The sequence below is a fragment of the Kribbella sp. NPDC005582 genome (assembly GCF_040605415.1).
Classification (GTDB): Bacteria; Actinomycetota; Actinomycetes; order Propionibacteriales; family Kribbellaceae; genus Kribbella.
In genome coordinates, this window is the sequence record NZ_JBEXCU010000004.1 from 50,758 (window position 1) to 67,584 (window position 16,827).

The 16,827-nt window shown below is 69.3% G+C and carries 10 protein-coding genes; 6 read left to right on the plus strand and 4 right to left on the minus strand.

From position 1 onward, the window contains the following. Positions 1–65 precede the first annotated feature (65 nt). The gene (locus ABZS29_RS23485; RefSeq protein ID WP_355464518.1) at positions 66–2,330 is read left to right on the plus strand and encodes a right-handed parallel beta-helix repeat-containing protein; all 2,265 of its coding nucleotides are present in this window, start codon (positions 66–68) and stop codon (positions 2,328–2,330) included. Between the two features lie 35 nt (positions 2,331–2,365). On the opposite strand, the gene ABZS29_RS23490 is transcribed toward ABZS29_RS23485, so the two are convergent. Further along, entirely contained in the window at positions 2,366–3,745 is a 1,380-nt protein-coding gene (locus tag ABZS29_RS23490) for a mannitol dehydrogenase family protein (RefSeq protein ID WP_355464520.1), read from the minus strand. Positions 3,746–3,759: 14 nt separating this feature from the next. Then, positions 3,760–4,761 carry a LacI family DNA-binding transcriptional regulator gene (locus tag ABZS29_RS23495; protein ID WP_355464521.1) on the minus strand — a complete coding sequence of 334 codons (1,002 nt, stop codon included), beginning with the start codon at positions 4,759–4,761 and terminating at the stop codon, positions 3,760–3,762. A 149-nt stretch (positions 4,762–4,910) separates the two neighbouring features. On the opposite strand from ABZS29_RS23495, the gene uxaC reads away from it, so the two are divergent. Next, the gene (gene uxaC, locus ABZS29_RS23500; RefSeq protein ID WP_355464523.1) at positions 4,911–6,323 is read left to right on the plus strand and encodes a glucuronate isomerase; all 1,413 of its coding nucleotides are present in this window, start codon (positions 4,911–4,913) and stop codon (positions 6,321–6,323) included. A 46-nt stretch (positions 6,324–6,369) separates the two neighbouring features. Next, positions 6,370–7,917, plus strand: coding sequence for a right-handed parallel beta-helix repeat-containing protein (locus ABZS29_RS23505; protein ID WP_355464525.1), 1,548 nt, complete (start codon positions 6,370–6,372; stop codon positions 7,915–7,917). Between the two features lie 21 nt (positions 7,918–7,938). Here ABZS29_RS23505 and ABZS29_RS23510 read toward each other — a convergent pair whose 3' ends face one another. Continuing rightward, the gene (locus ABZS29_RS23510) at positions 7,939–9,282 is read right to left on the minus strand and encodes a hypothetical protein (protein WP_355464527.1); all 1,344 of its coding nucleotides are present in this window, start codon (positions 9,280–9,282) and stop codon (positions 7,939–7,941) included. Positions 9,283–9,289: 7 nt separating this feature from the next. After that, positions 9,290–10,915, minus strand: coding sequence for a Wzz/FepE/Etk N-terminal domain-containing protein (locus ABZS29_RS23515; protein ID WP_355464529.1), 1,626 nt, complete (start codon positions 10,913–10,915; stop codon positions 9,290–9,292). 143 nt (positions 10,916–11,058) lie between these two features. On the opposite strand from ABZS29_RS23515, the gene ABZS29_RS23520 reads away from it, so the two are divergent. From ABZS29_RS23520 to ABZS29_RS23530, 3 genes are all read left to right on the plus strand, one after another. Further along, entirely contained in the window at positions 11,059–13,260 is a 2,202-nt protein-coding gene (locus ABZS29_RS23520; RefSeq protein ID WP_355464531.1) for a LamG-like jellyroll fold domain-containing protein, read from the plus strand. A 146-nt stretch (positions 13,261–13,406) separates the two neighbouring features. Beyond that, positions 13,407–14,927, plus strand: a complete 1,521-nt coding sequence (locus ABZS29_RS23525; protein ID WP_355464533.1) for a fibronectin type III domain-containing protein — start codon at positions 13,407–13,409, stop codon at positions 14,925–14,927. Positions 14,928–15,026: 99 nt separating this feature from the next. After that, complete coding sequence (locus ABZS29_RS23530) at positions 15,027–16,550, plus strand: delta-60 repeat domain-containing protein (RefSeq protein WP_355464535.1); 1,524 nt, start codon at positions 15,027–15,029, stop codon at positions 16,548–16,550. The last annotated feature ends 277 nt before the right edge of the window (positions 16,551–16,827 follow it).

Below are 16,827 nucleotides of genomic sequence, written 5' to 3' on the forward strand. Positions count from 1 at the left end.
GCTGACGTGAAGTCGCGCCTTGGGGGGTGCGCCGAGGAACTACGTTGCCCCCCGGAGGCTCCTCAGTGAAACCACCCTTCAGCGTTCTAGCAGTAGTTGCCACCGGCACCCTCACAGCCGCCGTGCTGTCGCCCCACGCCCAAGCCGCGCTCGGCCCCGTCGGCATCCGCCTGCCCGACGGTCCCTCCGCCAGCGCCTCCGGGCCCACCACGCAGGTGTTGAACCCCAACACCTCAACCGCCCTCACCTCAACCGCGCTCGGGCCCGCTGGCATTCGCCTACCCGACGGCACCGCCCAGGGCGACCCACGCCCCACCGCTGAGTTGCTCAGCGCCAACCCCAACACCGCACTCGCTTCAGACTCCGACTCGCCACGCACCAACCCGGGCGACCGGCCGCGGAGCCTCAGCCCCGGCGAGGACTCCACGCGACTCAGCAAGACCTACGACTCGTCCCAGGACTCGAGTTGGCTCATCCCGCGCTCTGTGCAGCCCCACCCCACCGGCGATTCAGCACAGCTCAGCGTCGCTCAGGACTCGGCACGACCCGACTCACCGCGGGACTCGGCTGGGCTCGACCCGAGCGACGACTCGGCGCGATTCACTTCGACCGAGGAATCGGCACACCTCGACCTGCGCGACGCCTCGTGGGTTGAACCCAGCGACAGCTCCGGCGGCGACGACTCGGCACACGTCAACCCGGCTCTGGACTGGGCGCGCCTCCACCCGGGCGACGTCTCTCGGTTCAACCCTGACAACGGCTCCGACTCCGCGGAGCTTGGTTCCAACGATGTGCTGGTTGCGATCGGACCGGCCAACGACCCCGCCGGCACCCCGAGGCCGGGCACACCGGCGCCGACTCCTTCCCCCGGCACGCCGACACCGACGGCTCCCCCGACCACGCCCACGCCCACCCCGGACCCGACGACCCCGCCGACTCCCACGCCTCCGGCGTGTCCCGGCGTACGGATCGCGCCTGGGGATGATGCGGCAAAGGTGGTAGCGGGCGCTCCGGCCGGAGCCAAGTTCTGCTTCACCAAGGGCCTGCACCGGATCAGCGCAACCATCAAACCCACCACGAATCAGGTGCTCACCGGCGAACCCGGCGCAATCCTCACCGGCTCCGTCCCCCTCACCCGATGGGCGGCGAACGGCGACGACTGGGTGACCACCGGTGCCCTCCCCCCGGCGTACGCACGGACCGGGCAGTGCGAGGACAACGTGGCGAACATCTGCCACCTCCGCGAGCAAGTCTTCCTCGACGGCAAACACCTGACCCGCGTCGCCTCCCGGGACAAGGTTGCCGCGGGCACCTTCTACGCCGACTACGCCGCGAACGCCATCTACCTGGGCGCCGATCCGCGCAAACGGTCGGTGGAGATGTCGAAGACCGCCACCGCGATCGGCTCCGGCGCCGTCGGCGTCACCGTGCAAGGGCTGACGATCGAGCATTTCGCGACCCCACCACAGGGTGGCGCGCTGATGCTCGGCCCGAAGTGGCACGTCACCGCCAACGAGATCCGCTGGAACCACGCCGTCGGCGCCATGCTCGTCAACGCGGACGGCGCGATCCTCGAGAAGAACATCATTCACCACAACGGCCAGCTCGGCGTCGGCCAGTACAGCACCACCAACGGCACCATCGCCGACAACGAGGTCCGCTCCAACAACACCGATGGTTTCTGGATCGCCGACTGGGAGTCCGGCGGCATCAAGACCACCTGGTCGACCGGCGGCAGTGTCACCGGCAACCTGATCAAGGCCAACCGCGGCGTCGGCCTGTGGAGCGACGCGTACGACGACCGCCGCACGTTCAGCGACAACACGATCCAGAACAACGCCGCCGACGGCATCCGCTTCGAGATCGGCCGCAACGGCGTGATCGAGAACAACGTCGTCACTGGCAACGGTCGCGGCACCGGCCGCGGCTCCGGCACCTCCCTGTGGGACGGCGGCGGCATCAACGTCAACACGTCGTCGAACGTTGCCGTCCGCAACAACGTGGTCGCGAACAACGTCAACGGCATCGCCATCCAGTCCCGCACCCGCGGCTCCGGCCCCTGGGGCGTGAACGTCCTGCGCGACATCACCGTCACCGGCAACCAGATCACCATGCGGGGCGGCACTACCGCGACCGGCATGGTGCAGAACTCCGGCGCCGTCATCCCCGCCGGCGAGGTGGTCCTCGACAAGAACACCTACCGCCTGGACAGCCTCACCTCCACCCGCTTCCAGAAAACCGGCCGCTGGTATACCGCCCGCCAATGGCAACACCTAGGCCTCGACACCACCAGCACCTTCCTCCAGAACCGCCTCCCCACCCCCCGCTAGCCCACCGGTGGTGCGAGAGCGGCGAAGCGGGTGGGCTAACGGTTTGTCAGGGCTGCGACGTGAGTGATGAGGAGGTCTCGGAAGGGGGTGGAGGTGGCGAGGGCGGGCGGGAAGATGGTGTCGACGGCTAGGAGGTTGTCGACGATGGCTGCGGGGGTGGTGGCGCCCGAGAGGGCTGCGGTGAGGCGGGGGGCTTGGGGGTCGTCGAGGGTGGGGGCGGTGTGGACGTAGACCATCCAGGCGGCGACGGCGAGAGCCAGGGTGGTCGGTTCGGCGCCGGCGGTGAGGCGGTCCTGGACTGTGCCTAGGAGGCGGACGGGGAGTTTGACGGAACCGTCCATGGCGACCTGGGCGGTGCGGTGCTTAAGGGCTGGGTTGGCGAACCGGTCGAGGACGGTGGCGCCGTACGACGGGAGGTCGAGGCCGTCGGGCGGCGTGAGGGTGGGGATGACGTCGTCGGTGATCAGGGTTTGAGCGAGGGCCGCCAGCTCTTCGTCGCGGACTGCTTCGGCGATCGTTTCGTAGCCGCGGAGAGCGCCGAGGTAGGCGAGCATCGAGTGGGTGGCGTTGAGAATGCGGAGCTTCGCCTGCTCCCAGGGCGCCACGTCGTGGGTGAGGACAGCACCGCCTTGCTCCCACGCGGGGCGGGGCCCGGCGAAGTCGTCCTCGATCACCCATTGCAGGAAGGGTTCGGCGACCACGACCGCTTCGTCCCGTACGCCGAGCAGTCGGGCAGCCTCGTCGCGATCAGCGTCCGTGGTGGCGGGCACGATGCGGTCGACCATGCTGGCGGGGAATCGAGACGCCTCGAACACGTCGGGCACCTTGCCGAGTGCATCGAAGTACTCGGCGACCAGTTGACGCAGGAAGGGGCCGTTGGCCACGAGGTTGTCGCAGGAGACGATTGTCAGCGGTTCGTCGCGGCGGGCCAGGGCGGCTGCGAGCTGGCCGACGACGGTACGCGGCGGGCGGCCGGTGAGGTCTCCTTGGATCTCCGGGTCGTCGAGATCGAGATGGCCGTTCTTGGCGCGGTAGCCCTTCTCGGTCACGGTCAACGTCACGACAGACACGGCGGGATCGGCGATCCGCGCGACGACGGCTTCGGGGTCCTCCGGGGCTGTGAGCACCTCGCGGATGCTTCCGATCACCTGGATCGTCGGATCACCGTTACCACGCTCGAGAACGCCGTACAGGCCGTCCTGGGGGGCCAACTGCTCGCGGACGGTGGCTGAGCGCTGGCTGACGCCACTGATACCCCAGCGGGTGTCTCCGGTCAGGGCCGCCGCGCGCTCGGTGACGACGGCTTGGTGGGCGCGGTGGAAAGCGCCGAGGCCGAGGTGGACGACACCGACCGACAGGGAGCGCGGGTCGACGGCTGGTGCGACGGGCAGGTGGGCGAGACTCAACCTGTTCACGGGGACGACCTCTTTCAACCTGTGGTGGACGGGGCGGGACCGGTCGAGCTGCGGACGATCAGCTCGCCGAGGAGCGCGCGCTCCCGACGGATCGGCGGCACAGCCTCGGGCATGGTGATCAGGCTCAGCAGCGTCTCGACGGCGAGCTTGCCGGCTCGCTGCTTCGGCATCCGGACCGTGGTGAGCGCCGGAATCGTCATCCGGGACATCTCGATGTCGTCGACACCGAGCACGCTGAGGTCGTCCGGCACCGAGATACCGCGGGCGTGCAGGCGGGTCAGCAGACCGATGGCCATCAGGTCGTTGTAGGCGACCACGGCGGTGGCTTCGGTCGCGGCCACCTGGTCGGCCGCGGCGACACCGCCCTCGTAGGTGGGCGCGAAGCTTCCGACCTCGATCAGCTCGACTTCTCGCGCTGTCGCGGCAGCGCGCAGACCGAGAAGGCGGTGCCGGGTCGACCATGATGCCTCCGGGCCGCCCACCCACGCGATCCGGCGATGCCCGAGCGCGGTCAGGTGCGCGATCGCCTGCCGGGTCGCGTCGTCGTCGTTGAAGATGATGCTCTCGATGCCGTCGACCCACCGGTTGATCAGCACGACGTTCGTCTCGTCGGCGATCTCGACGAGGTCCTCGGCGTCCGAGCGGGGTGAGCACAGGATCAGGCCGTCGACCTGTTTGGCCAGCGCGCGGAACAGGCCCGCCTCGACCGCGGGCTCCTCGTCGGTGTCGGCGACGAAGACCGCGACATCGTCACGGCGAGCGCGGGCCTGGACACCTTTGACCACGCTGGCGAAGAACGGGTTGGCCAGATCCGGGACGACGAGGCCGACGTTCCCCGTGCGGCCGGTGATCAGGCCGCGGGCGGCCCGGTTCGGCTGGTAGCGGAGCCGCTCGACGGCAACGGCCACGCGGGCACGGGTGCCGGCGTTCACCATGTCGGGCAACGAGAGCGCGCGGGACACGGTGGACGGTGACACGCCGGCAAGGCGGGCCACGTCACGGATCGTTGCGGGCATCGCCACCTCCTCCGGCTCGGGGTCGAGTCAGTCTGCAATCCGTTGCAGGCGAGTGTCAAATCCACACGACCAAACGCCGATTTGCCTCGGCAGCCTTGGACTGCAATCCTTTTCAGCATTCGTCGCAACCGATCGCCCCGGAGGCCCTCATGCCCAAGGTCCTGCAGCCCCATCCCGATCGCGCTCTGCCTGCCGGGGAGTCACGTGACCTCGCGCGCCGGATCCACGCGTCGACGAAGGATCTGCCACTGCTCTGCCTGCACGGGCATGTCGACATCGGGTTGTTCGCGGCCGACGCGCCGTTCGGCAATCCCGCCGAGCTGCTGGTGATCCCCGACCACTACGTCACCCGGATGCTCGTCTCCCAGGGCGTCTCGCCGGACCGGTTGGGTCTCCCCCGCCGCAACGGCGCACGGACGGCCGAGCCGCGTGAGGTCTGGCGCGAGTTCTGCGCGCACTGGCACTTGTTCCGTGGGACGCCGAGCCGGTATTGGCTGGAGCATGAGTTCGCCGAGGTGCTCGGACTGACTGTGCACCCATCAGCCGAGACAGCCGACGAGCTGTACGACCAGATCTCCGCACGGATCGCCGAGCCGGACTTCCGCCCCCGCGCGTTGCTCGACCGGTTCAACATCGAGCTGCTCTCGACGACGGACGCCGCGACCGACGACCTCGCCCAGCACGCGCAGGTGGAGGCGGAGCTTCCCGGCCGGGTGATCCCGACCTTCCGGCCGGATGCCGTTGTCCACCTGGACCGGCCGGGCTGGGGCCATCTGGCCGAGCAGCTTGGCCAACTCGCTGATGTCGACACCTCGACGTACGGCGGCTATCTGGAGGCGATCCGGAAGCGGCGGCAGGTGTTCGTGCAGGCGGGAGCCCGCGCGACCGATCACGGCCACTTCAGTGCGGATACGACACCGCTGTCCGATGCGGAGGCCGAGCGGATCTACGCCGACGCCCTCAAGGGCCAGGTGTCGACCGAGGACGCGGCGGCGTTCGCCGGGCACATGCTGTTCCAGTCGGCGGTGATGTCGGCGGAGGACGGGCTGGTCATGCAGTTGCACCCGGGCGTGCTGCGCGACCACGATCCGGCGATCCACGCGACGTACGGGCCTGACCAGGGGCACGACATCCCGGTGTCGACCGAGTTCACGCGCTCGCTGCGGCCGTTGCTCAAGCGGTTCGGGCATGCGGAGGGTTTCCGGATCGTGCTCTTCACTGTCGACGAGACGACGTACTCGCGAGAGCTCGCGCCGCTGGCCGGCGTGTATCCGGCGGTCCGGCTCGGGGCGCCGTGGTGGTTCCTGGACAGTCCCGGTGGGATGCGGCGGTTCCGTGAGCTGGTGACCGAGACGGCCGGCTTCTACAACACCTCAGGCTTCGTCGACGACACCCGCGCGTACCTGTCGATTCCGGCACGGCATGACCTCGCGCGGCGGATCGACGCGGGCTATCTGGCGGACCTGGTCGCGCAGCATCGGCTGGACGAGGAGGACGCGTTCGAGGTGGCGAAGGACCTGGCCTACAACCTGGCTCGGGACACCTACCTGGCCAACGGGTAGTCTCCACCAGATCTGCACGGCTGGGTGGGCTGGGAAGGAACGTGGGATGAGGCGTCCTGGGGTCGTGGGCGGCGTCGCGTCAGCGGCGGTGTTCGCGTTGCTGCTCGGTGGTTGTACGAGCGGCGACGATGGTCCCGGGAAGGCCGGGCAGGCGACCACGACGGTGACCGTGCCGACGGGACCGCCGGCGGCGGCCGCTGCTGCGCTCGGGCCGACCGGACCGAGTACGGCGAAGGCGTGCAGCGGAGTCGCGATCGCAGTCGGCGCGGATCCGCAGCAGGTGATCGGCGAGCACCCGGCCGGTACGACGTACTGCTTCGCGAAGGGGGTGCACCGGATCGCCGAGCCGATCGAGCCGCGGGACGGGGACACCTTCGGTGGTGGACCGGGCGTGGTGCTCACGGGCTCGCGGGCACTGACCGGCTGGGCGCGGGACGGTGACGGTGACAGCGCCCACTGGGTGGTGCGTGACGTGCTGCCGGCGACGTACCCGCTGAAGGGGCAGTGCGAAGACAACCGGACCAATCCTTGTCAGCGCGGCGAGCAGGTGTTCGTCGACGGCAAACACCTGGACCGGGTGATGAGTCTGGCGGAGCTGAAGCCGGGGACGTTCTTCGGTGACTATGCGGCCAACGCCGTCTACCTGGCCGACGATCCGACTGGGCGCGCGGTCGAGCTCTCGCGGACGACTGCCGCGTTCACGAGCAGCGGCGAGCGGGTCACCGTGACCGGACTGACGATCGAGCACTTCGCGTCCCGTCCGCAGGGCGGAGCGCTGGAGGCTGGACGCGGCTGGCGGATCACGAGCAACGAGGTGCGCTGGAACCACGCGGTCGGCGTGATGCTGATCGAGGCGGACGGCGCGCAGGTCAGCCGGAACACGGTCGCCGACAACGGTCAGCTCGGCATCGGGCAGTACAAGTCGGCCGACGCGCGGATCACCGCGAACCTGGTCACCCGCAACAACACCGACGGCTTCTGGATCGCCGACTGGGAGTCCGGCGGGATCAAGTCGACGCGGTCGTCCGGCGAGGTCTCCGGGAACGACATCGTCGCCAACCGCGGGGTCGGTCTGTGGAGCGACATCGCTGAGTACGACCGCCGGATCAGCGCGAACCGGATCCGCGACAACGCAGCGGACGGGATCCGGTACGAGATCAGCTACGCCGGGGTGATCGAGCAGAACGTTGTCGAGGGCAACGGGTTCGGCACCGGCCGCGGCTCCGGCGGGAGTCTGTGGGACGGCGGTGGGATCAACGTGAACACCTCCGCCGACGTTCAGGTGCGCGGCAACCTGGTGAAGGACAACCGGAACGGGATTTCGATCCAGTCCCGCACCCGCGGCGAGGGCCCGCGCGGCCGCTACGTGCTCAGCAACGTCGTCGTCGAGGGCAACACGATCGTCCTGAGCGACGCCGCGTCCAGCACCGGAGTTGTCGAGAACAAGGGCTCCCCCACCACGTCCGGCGCCGTCACGTTCCGCCGGAACAGCTACCGCCTCCCGGGCAGTACCCGCTTCGCCTACCGAGGCAAGTCGCTGACCTGGCCGCAATGGCAGCAAGCCGGCTTCGACCAAGATTCCGTCGCCGGCTGACAGCGACACCGGCTGAAGACGCTACCGGCTGACGGCCAACTGCCTGGCGCGATGTCGGATCCGGTCGGCGTCACAGATGGCGGCAGCGACCAGCAGGTGCACGGTCATCGACGACAAGTCCGACAGGCCGCTCTCGTTCAGCGAGGCGGCACTCACATAGCCCATCAGCAACGCACCGCACGCTCGGATGTACGGCGTCGGTGCCCGCAGTACGGCGATCCACCCCAGGATGACCGCCAGCGCGACGATGATGACCGCGAGCAGACCGGTCTCCCAATAGAGACCGAGCCAGCTGTTGTCGATCGCCATCACGTCGATATCGCCTTCGCCGCGACGCAGCAGCACCCGCTTGTTCCCGAGGCCGTGACCGATGATCGCGGTCTGGATCGAGACCTTCTCGTCGAGCACGGCCTGCCAACTCGTCGTGCGCCCGCTCAGCGAACTGATCTGCCGAGTCCCCTGGCCGCGCAGCAGCCAGTTGTGCAGCGATCCGATCGTGAGGAACGCCAAGCCGAGCAAGGCCGGTACACCGAGCGTCGCGATCCGGCCGAACCACGTCTTCCGCGTGAGCAGCAGCGCGAGGACCAACCCGAAGGCGATCGCGGCGGCCGACGTACGGGTGCGGCTGGCGGCGACCAGGATCCCGCCGAGACCGACCAGCGCGACCGCCGGGATCAGCGACAGCTTCCGGCAGACGAACCCGATCAAGGCCAACCCGAGCAGAACAGCGCCGACCTCACCGACCCGTGGCGGCAGCATCGGAATGATGACGCCCTGCAGCCGATAGCCGGTACCGAAGGCACTCAAGGGCCGCCACGCCTGGCTCGGCGCGTAGGCCAGGCTGGCGACCACGGTGATCGCCAGCAGCAGGTGCGCCCAGAGGTGAGCACGCACCAACCGCTCCGGCACCTGAACCAATGGCCGCCAGAGCAGGAAGACCAGCACCAGGCCGATCAGGAAGCGCGCCAGCCGGGTCAGCGGCCCGAGCGGTTCGGCCAGCAGGAACGCCGTCGCGGTGGCGAACAGGACGTACAGGACGTAGAGGGTCCCGGTCGGATTGACGCGGGTCCGGAAGCCGGGCTTGGTGGCGGCCAGAGCGATCAGGAAGATCGCACCCAGCAGCAGGCCCTTCATCACGCTGTTGGTCGAGCCGGTCGTCCCCTGCGGCGCGGCGACCCGCGCCGACCACGGCTGCACCCCGAGCACGAACAGGCACCACAGCATCAGCCAGAACCACGCCGGCCGCTCCAGCGGCGCCTCGACGGTCCCCGGGACCGCCTGGGCCAGCCGGTCCCGCCGTGGGGCCCAGCCGTGGCCTACCCGATACTCCGCACCCCTCCGGAACAGCTCTGCGCCTGATTGCATGGCGCGGTCAGCGGATGTGGGGGGTGGGAGATTCGGTCGGCGTGTAGTTGAGCGGGATGCCGAGCGTCTCGTCGTGGTCGGAGGCGCCGATCAGGACGACACCGAGCACCGGTGCCCCGGCGTAGTGCAGGGCCGCGGTCAGGCGAGCGACGTCCATCTCCTTGTCGTGGCCGATCTGGACCACGAGCACGGAGGCCTCGACGGCGGCGGCGAGCGGCGAGATGCCATGCCGGCCGACGGCGGCGGGGCCGTGGATGACGACCGAGTAGCCCGGCGGCAGATCAGCGATGATGCCGGGCACGAGCGACGGGCCCACAGCGGAGGCGGTCTCCTCCTTGTTCATGCCGGGCGGCAGGACATAGAGGTCCGCGACCGTGCCGGGGCGGAAGAGCTTGCGAGCGCGGACCGCGCGGGTCGCGGCCGGCTCGACGACGAGGTCGGTCAGACCCTCATGGCCGGTCACGTGCGGGAGCACCGGCGTACCTTCGACGTCGGCGAGGACCAGGAGCGTCTCGCGGCCGTCGCGAGCGTTCGCCTCGGCCATCGCGAGCGCGATCCCGGCTGCGTTCGGGCTGGTGGACGCGGAGACAACCAGCAACGCGCCGGCTCCCCCGCCGGTGAAGCTGCGCGGGTTCAGCTCACGACGAGCCAGCGCGCCGCTCGCTTCGGCTCCCAGCGCCGTGATCTCGTACTGCGGGAGCTCGGGCGCCGACCGGTGCCAGATCCGCCGCCGGTTGCCCTCGGAGGCCGCGATCACCGGCGAGCTCGAGGCCCGGGCCGCCTGGTCGCGAGTCAAGATGTACGGCGTCAGGTGCGAGCGCAGCAACGCCAGTCCGAAGCCGAGCACCAGGCCGAGGATGCCGCCGACCAGAATGTCGCGTGCGACCATCGGCGACGACGAGGCCGTGTCGGTCGTGGCCGGGGTGACCAGCTCGCTCCCCGCGCCGACCCCGGTGAGGGCCTTCCGCATGGCGGCTGCGTCATCGGCGGCCTGCCGCGCTTCCGTGGCGAGGCCGACGCGCTGATCACGCAGCTGGCTCGCGGTCTGGGTGTCGCCGCGCTGAACCGCTTCGTCGATCTGGCTGACCAGCGACCGCGACTGAACCGTCGCCGTCTTCGCCCGGTCCTGCGCCTGGCTGGCCAGCGTGGTGAGCAGCGCCTTGGCCGCGTCGTTGCGCTGCTTCAGGTACGTCGTCGCGATCGCGTTCGCGCGCTGGACAGCCTGAGCCGCGGTCGGGCCGTCGGTCGTCACCAGGTAGGCGTTGTCGGTGACCGCCTTCACCCGGGTCACGGCGGCGAGGTCCTGGATCGTCTCGTCGGAGGTCGGCAGGCCCAGCGACTCGGCGACCGAGCGCAGCAACCGCGGGCTGGCCATCACGCGCGCCTGGGTTTCGGCCGGCAGGTCCATCCCGAGCGGGCCGGTCTTGTCGGTACTGCTCGGCAGCTTCCCGACCAGCGCCGGCGGGACCGCCGGGCCGATGACGAGCTGGCTGGAGGCCGTCCAGCGCTGGGTCTGGGACAGCGCGAAGACCGACGCCCCGATCAGACCGAGCACGATGCAGGCCATGATCAGCCACTTCTGCCGTAGCAGTGACTGAGCGGTTTCCCGCCAGACCACGGTGCCCGGTTCCATCCCTACCCCATTCCGTCGATCAGCGCCTCAGGATAGCCACGACGGCTAGGTGTGGCGAGTCGGTCCGTCCGGTGCCCTACTCTCTTCTCTAGGTCGCGGGGGCGAGTGGGAGACCGTCAATGTCCAAGGGGGGACATCGCAGCATGAAGAGATGGTTCGTTGCGTCCGTGGCAGCTGCCGGGGCGCTGATCGCAGGGTCGCTGGTGTACGCACCGTCGGCGCAGAGCATCGAGGCCTCGCTGTCGGCCACCGACAGCCCGGTCTGGCAGACCAACGCCAGTGTGCAGGGCCTGACCGTCGCGGCCGGCAAGGCATGGGCCGGCGGCCGCTTCACCAGCGTCCGGCCGCCGGGTGCGGCCCTCGGGACCGGTGAGGTCGCGCAGGCCTATCTGGCCGCGTTCGACCAGGGCACCGGCGCGCTGGACAGCTCGTTCGCGCCGGTTCTCAACGACCAGGTGTACGCCGTGGCCGCGACCGCGGACGGTTCGCGGATCTTCGTCGGCGGCGACTTCACCACGGTGAACGGCGTCACCCGGAACCGGATCGCGGCGTTCGACACCGCCACCGGCGCGCTGGTCGCGACCTGGAAGCCGAGCGTCTCCTACCGGGTCAAGACGATTGCGGTCTCCGGCAACACCGTGTACTTCGGCGGTTCGTTCGGCCTCGTCAACGGCCAGGACCGGCCGCGCCTCGCCGCGGTGACCGCCGACACCGGCACGCTGCTGCCGTTCGCGCCCGCGGTCAACGGTGACGTGTACGCCGTGGACGCCACCGACGACGGCTCGAAGGTGTACGCCGGTGGCCAGTTCAGTCAGGTCAACGGCACCAGCCAGAACACCGTGACCAGCCTCGACCCGACGACCGGCGCGGTCCTCCCCTTCCCCGGGGCGTCCGCCGTACCGCCGCCGAACGGTTCCTGCACCACGCGTGTCAAGTCGATCGACGCCAGCGGCGACACGGTCTACTTCGGCAACGGCGGTGACGGCGGCGGCTGTTTCGACGGCACCTGGGCGGTCGACATCGCGACCAACACGCTCAAGTGGAAAAACCAGTGCCTCGGCGCGACCGAAGCGGTCAAGGTCGTGAACGGCTGGCTCTACAAGGGCTCACACGCTCACGACTGCGCGAACCAGGGCGCCGGCGGCTTCCCGCAGGGCTTCGGCTACCGCTTCCTGCTCAGCGAGAAGCTCACCGACGGCACGCTCGGCCCGTGGTTCCCGAACACCAACGCCGGTCCGCCCACCGAGGTCGGCCCGCTGGCGTTCGCGACCGGCGGCAGCGACCTGTGGGTCGGCGGCGACTTCACCACGACCAACGGCGTCGGCCAGCAGGGCCTGACCCGCTTCACCAACGCGGTCCCGGGGGCTGCTCCCGCGAAGCCGGCCAAGCTGACGCCGTACAGCGTCAAGCCCGGTGTCGTGCAGATCCACTTCCCGACGGTGGTCGACAACGACGACAGCACGCTGACCTACCGCCTGCTCAAGGGCTTCAGCAACACCACCATCGCGACCTGGACCGCCAAGTCGACGCCGTGGGACCGCCCGTGGCTGCACTACACCGACACCAACGTCACCCCCGGTGAGTCGACGAACTACCGGGTCGAGGTGACCGACGGCGCGACGACGCTGCGCGGCAACTACTCCGACCCGGTGACCGTGGCCAGTGCGGAGTCGACGGCGTACGACCAGATCATCGGTTCCGACGGCCCGCAGGCGTACTGGCGGCTCGGTGAGCCCTCCGGTACGACGACCTCGGTCGACTCGTCCGGTCAGAGCAACAACGGCACCTTCACCGGTATGACGCTGGGCGCGAGCGGTGCGATGGCCGGGAACACCGCTGCCACCACCAGCTCGAGCACCGGCCGGATGGTCGGCGAGAAGGCGTACAGCATGCCGCAGCAGTTCTCGGTCGAGGCATGGGTCAAGCAGACGTCTCTCCGTGGCGGCCGCATTCTCGGCTTCGGCAACTCGAAGACCGGTAACAGCGCGGGCGGCGGCGACCGGATGCTCTACATGCGGTCGAACGGCGCGATCACGTTCGGCGTCAACGACGGCTCCCAGCGGATCGTGACCAGTGCCTCGGGCAAGAACGACAACCAGTGGCACCACGTCGTCGGCACCTCCGACAACGGCATCCTCAAGCTGTACGTCGACGGGGCGCTCGTCGGCAGCACCAGCGTCGGTACGGCGTCGCTGTACTACGGCTGGTGGCGGATCGGGTACGACAACACGAGCTCGTGGACGGGCGGCGGGGCCACCCAGACCGGTCTCGGCATCGACGAAGCGGCCGTCTACCCGTACGCCCTGAGCTCGCTGCAGGTGCAGAACCACTACGATGCGCGGTAAGCATTCTGTCGGGGAGTTGTAGCACAAAGTCATAACGTGGTGGGGGGTCGGTTCCCAGCCGGCCGCCCACGGCGCTAGTGTCCGCAGCTGGTGCGTTGTGCGGCACGTGCCGTGGCCTCAGTCCCCCGCCCTGTCGAAGGAACTTGATGAAGAAGCTAGTTCTGGCCCTCGTCACTGTGGCGGCCGTCGTCGCCGCGGCGCTGATCCCGTCCGATGCACCGGTCGAGGCCGCCTCGAAGGGCTTCGGCTCCGCGGTCTCCGCGGTACGGCAACTGGCCTGGCAGACCAACAGCAGCGTGAACGCGCTGGCGATCGCCGGCAACACGGTCTACGCCGGCGGCCTCTTCACCAGGATCCGGCCGCCGGGCGCGGCGAAGGGCCAGCGCGAGTCGGTCCGCACCTACGTCGCGGCCTTCAACAAGACCACCGGCGCGCCGACCACCTTCGCCCCCAAGCTGAACGGAGCGGTCTACAGCATCGCGGCCAGTCCGGACGGCAAGTGGGTGGTGATCGGCGGCGACTTCACCACGGTGAACGGCGTCAAGCGCAGCAAGATCGCGCTGTTCAACGCGGCCACCGGCGCGCTCGTCGCGAACTGGGATCCCGTCGTCGCGGCCCGGGTGCGGTCCTTGGCCGTCTACGGCAACAGCGTCTTCCTCGGGGGCGCCTTCACCAAGATCGACGGCCAGGTCCGCAACCGCGTCGGCGCGGTCACGCTGAGTACCGGCGCGCTGCTGAAGTGGAACCCGAACGCCGACGACGACGTGTACGCCGTGGCCACCTCCGACAACGGCACCCGGGTGTTCATCGGCGGCCCGTTCGAGCAGATCAACAGCCGCGACCACTACTCGCTGGCGATGGTGAACAGTACGACGGGCGCCGCGCTGTCGATGCCGGCCGCCGACGCCATCCCGAAGCCGAGCTGGAACTGCACCAGCCGGGTCAAGGTCATCGACACCCTGGGCAACCGCGTCTTCATCGGCAACGGCGGTGACGGCGCCGGCTGTTACGACGGCATCATCGCGGCTGACGCCACCACCGGGAAGCTGCTCTGGCAGAGCCACTGCCTGGGCGCGAACGAGGCCCTGAAGGCGATCGACGGCTGGCTCTACAAGGGCTCGCACGCCCACGACTGCAGCCAGGACGGATCGTTCGGCGACGGCACCGGCACGCACTACCTGCTGACCCAGAGCGTGGTCAACGGCAAGATCGGCCCCTGGTTCCCGAACACCGACGCCGACCCGAACAGCAGCACGCAGGTCGGTCCGCTGGCCTTCGCCGGTGACAGCACCGGTCTGTGGGCCGGTGGCGACTTCCTGCACGTCGCGGGCAAGGGACAGCAGGGTCTCACCCGGTTCAGCAGCGCACCGGGTGGCGCGTTCCCCGCCGTCCCGAAGGCGCCGGCGCTGACCGCCGGCAAGGCCAAGGTGACGATCCGGTTCACCGACGTGTACGACATCGACAACATCACGCTGACCTACAACGTCTTCCGCGGGAGCACCCGGATCGGCTCCTACAAGTACAACTCCTACTACTGGGAGAAGCGGAAGTCCTACACGGTGACCGACACCGGAGTGAAGTCCGGCCAGACGGTCGGGTACCGGATCGAGGTCACCGACGACCGAAATACCGTCAAGAGCTCGACAGCGACCGTCAAGGTCCAGTAGAACCATGGGGGCTGCCTGACAGGGCGGCCCCTTCGAACTTCGCCCACCGGCCGCCCGCCGGTCCGTTCTACAGTTGAACCCGAGGGGGGTTCATACATAGTGAGGAAACTTATTGCTGCGCTCAGCGCGGCAGGTCTCGGCGTTGCCGGGCTCCTGGTCGCCCTGCAGCCGGCTCAGACAGCAGTCACCACCGGCGGTCCGCTCACCGCGGTGGCCGGTTCCGCCTGGCAGACCGACGCGAGTGTGCTCGGCCTGGCCGTTGCCAAGGGCAAGGCCTTCGTCGGCGGCCGGTTCCTGAACGTGCGTCCGCCGGGCGCCGCACCGGGCGCCAGCCAGACCAGCCGGACGTACCTGGCCGCGTTCAACCAGACCACCGGTGCGCTCGACACGTCGTTCAACCACGTGCTGAACGGCATCGTCTGGGCGATCGTCGCCTCACCGGACGGCTCGAAGATCTATGTCGGCGGTGACTTCACCAAGGTCGACGGCGTCACCCGGAACCGGCTGGCCGCCTTCGACACCACCACCGGCGCCCTGATCGCGAACATCAAGCCCAGCGTCTCCTACCGGGTCAAGGCGCTCGCGATCGGCGGCAACAGCCTGTACTTCGGTGGTTCGTTCGGACTGGTCAACGGCCTGGCCCGCAACCGCGCCGCGGCGATCAGCACGGTCGACGGCAGCCTGCTGCCGTGGAACCCGAACGCCGACTCCGACGTGTACGCGATCGACGCGGCCGACGACAACACCAAGGTCTACCTGGGCGGCACGTTCACCAAGATCGGCACCACCAGCCGGTGGGCCGTGGCGAGTGTGAACAACTCGACCGGCGCGATCCTGCCGTTCAGCGCGGCGTCCGCCGTACCGGGTCCGACCTCGACCTGCAAGAGCCGGGTCAAGGACATCGAGACGGTCGGCACCAAGGTGTACTTCGCCAATGCCGGTGACGGCCCCGGCTGCTTCGACGGCACCTGGGCGGCCGACGTTGCCACTGGCAACCTGGTCTGGAAGAACACCTGCCTGGGCGCCACCGAGGCGATCACGATGGTGAGCGGCTGGCTCTTCAAGGGCTCGCACGCGCACGACTGCAGCGCGGCCACGGCCGGTCCGGCGTTCGGCGAGGGCACGGGCAACCACTACCTGCTGCTGCAGAACCCGGCCGACGGCAAGCTCGGGCCCTGGTTCCCGAACACCAACGCCGCGGCGCCGACCCAGGTCGGCCCGCTGGTCTCGGCCACCGGGGGCACCGACCTCTGGGTCGGCGGCGACTTCACCAAGGTCAACGGCGCGGCTCAGCAGGGCCTGACCCGATTCACGAACCTCGGGAACGGCGCCGCACCGCTCGGCCCGGTGCTGCCGACGCTGTCCAACGCGGTGACCAAGCAGGTCAAGGCGACCGTGCAGACGTCACTGGACAACGACGACGTCACGCTCACCTACCGCCTGCTTCGCGGCTCGACGAACACCATCGTGGCGACCACCACCGCGAACTCGACGTTCTGGAGCCGGCCCAGCGTCACGCTGACCGACCCGGCTGCGCCGCTCGGTTCGCAGATGTACCGGATCGAGGTGACGGACGGCAAGAACACCGTCCGCGGCGGCTACGCCACCATCACGGTCAAGTAGTACCGCTCCACCCGAACCCCCGGCCGCAACCAGGCCGGGGGTTCGGTCTGTCCGGCCACAACCGCGTCATACCTCAGTCGTACGGCGGCGCGCGAAGTGAGTTCCGATGGGCGATGCCGCACGGGACTGGTCTTCGGGATGCTGTGGGTATGACACCTCGGAGGACGCTGCAGCTGGCGGGAACAGCACTGGCCGGAGCCGCGCTCGCGATTGCTCTGCTGGTCAGCTTGCATCGGCCGGGGGCTCGGTTGTGGACGACTGCTGCTTCGTTCACGCT

Excerpts from the sequence above, each read along its gene's own strand:
- ABZS29_RS23495 (WP_355464521.1), bottom strand. The coding sequence starts at position 4,761 with ATGCCCGCAACGATCCGTGACGTGGCCCGCCTTGCCGGCGTGTCACCG.
- uxaC (WP_355464523.1), top strand. The coding sequence starts at position 4,911 with ATGCCCAAGGTCCTGCAGCCCCATCCCGATCGCGCTCTGCCTGCCGGG.
- ABZS29_RS23505 (WP_355464525.1), top strand. The coding sequence starts at position 6,370 with ATGAGGCGTCCTGGGGTCGTGGGCGGCGTCGCGTCAGCGGCGGTGTTC.
- ABZS29_RS23510 (WP_355464527.1), bottom strand. The coding sequence starts at position 9,282 with ATGCAATCAGGCGCAGAGCTGTTCCGGAGGGGTGCGGAGTATCGGGTA.
- ABZS29_RS23515 (WP_355464529.1), bottom strand. The coding sequence starts at position 10,915 with ATGGAACCGGGCACCGTGGTCTGGCGGGAAACCGCTCAGTCACTGCTA.
- ABZS29_RS23520 (WP_355464531.1), top strand. The coding sequence starts at position 11,059 with ATGAAGAGATGGTTCGTTGCGTCCGTGGCAGCTGCCGGGGCGCTGATC.
- ABZS29_RS23525 (WP_355464533.1), top strand. The coding sequence starts at position 13,407 with ATGAAGAAGCTAGTTCTGGCCCTCGTCACTGTGGCGGCCGTCGTCGCC.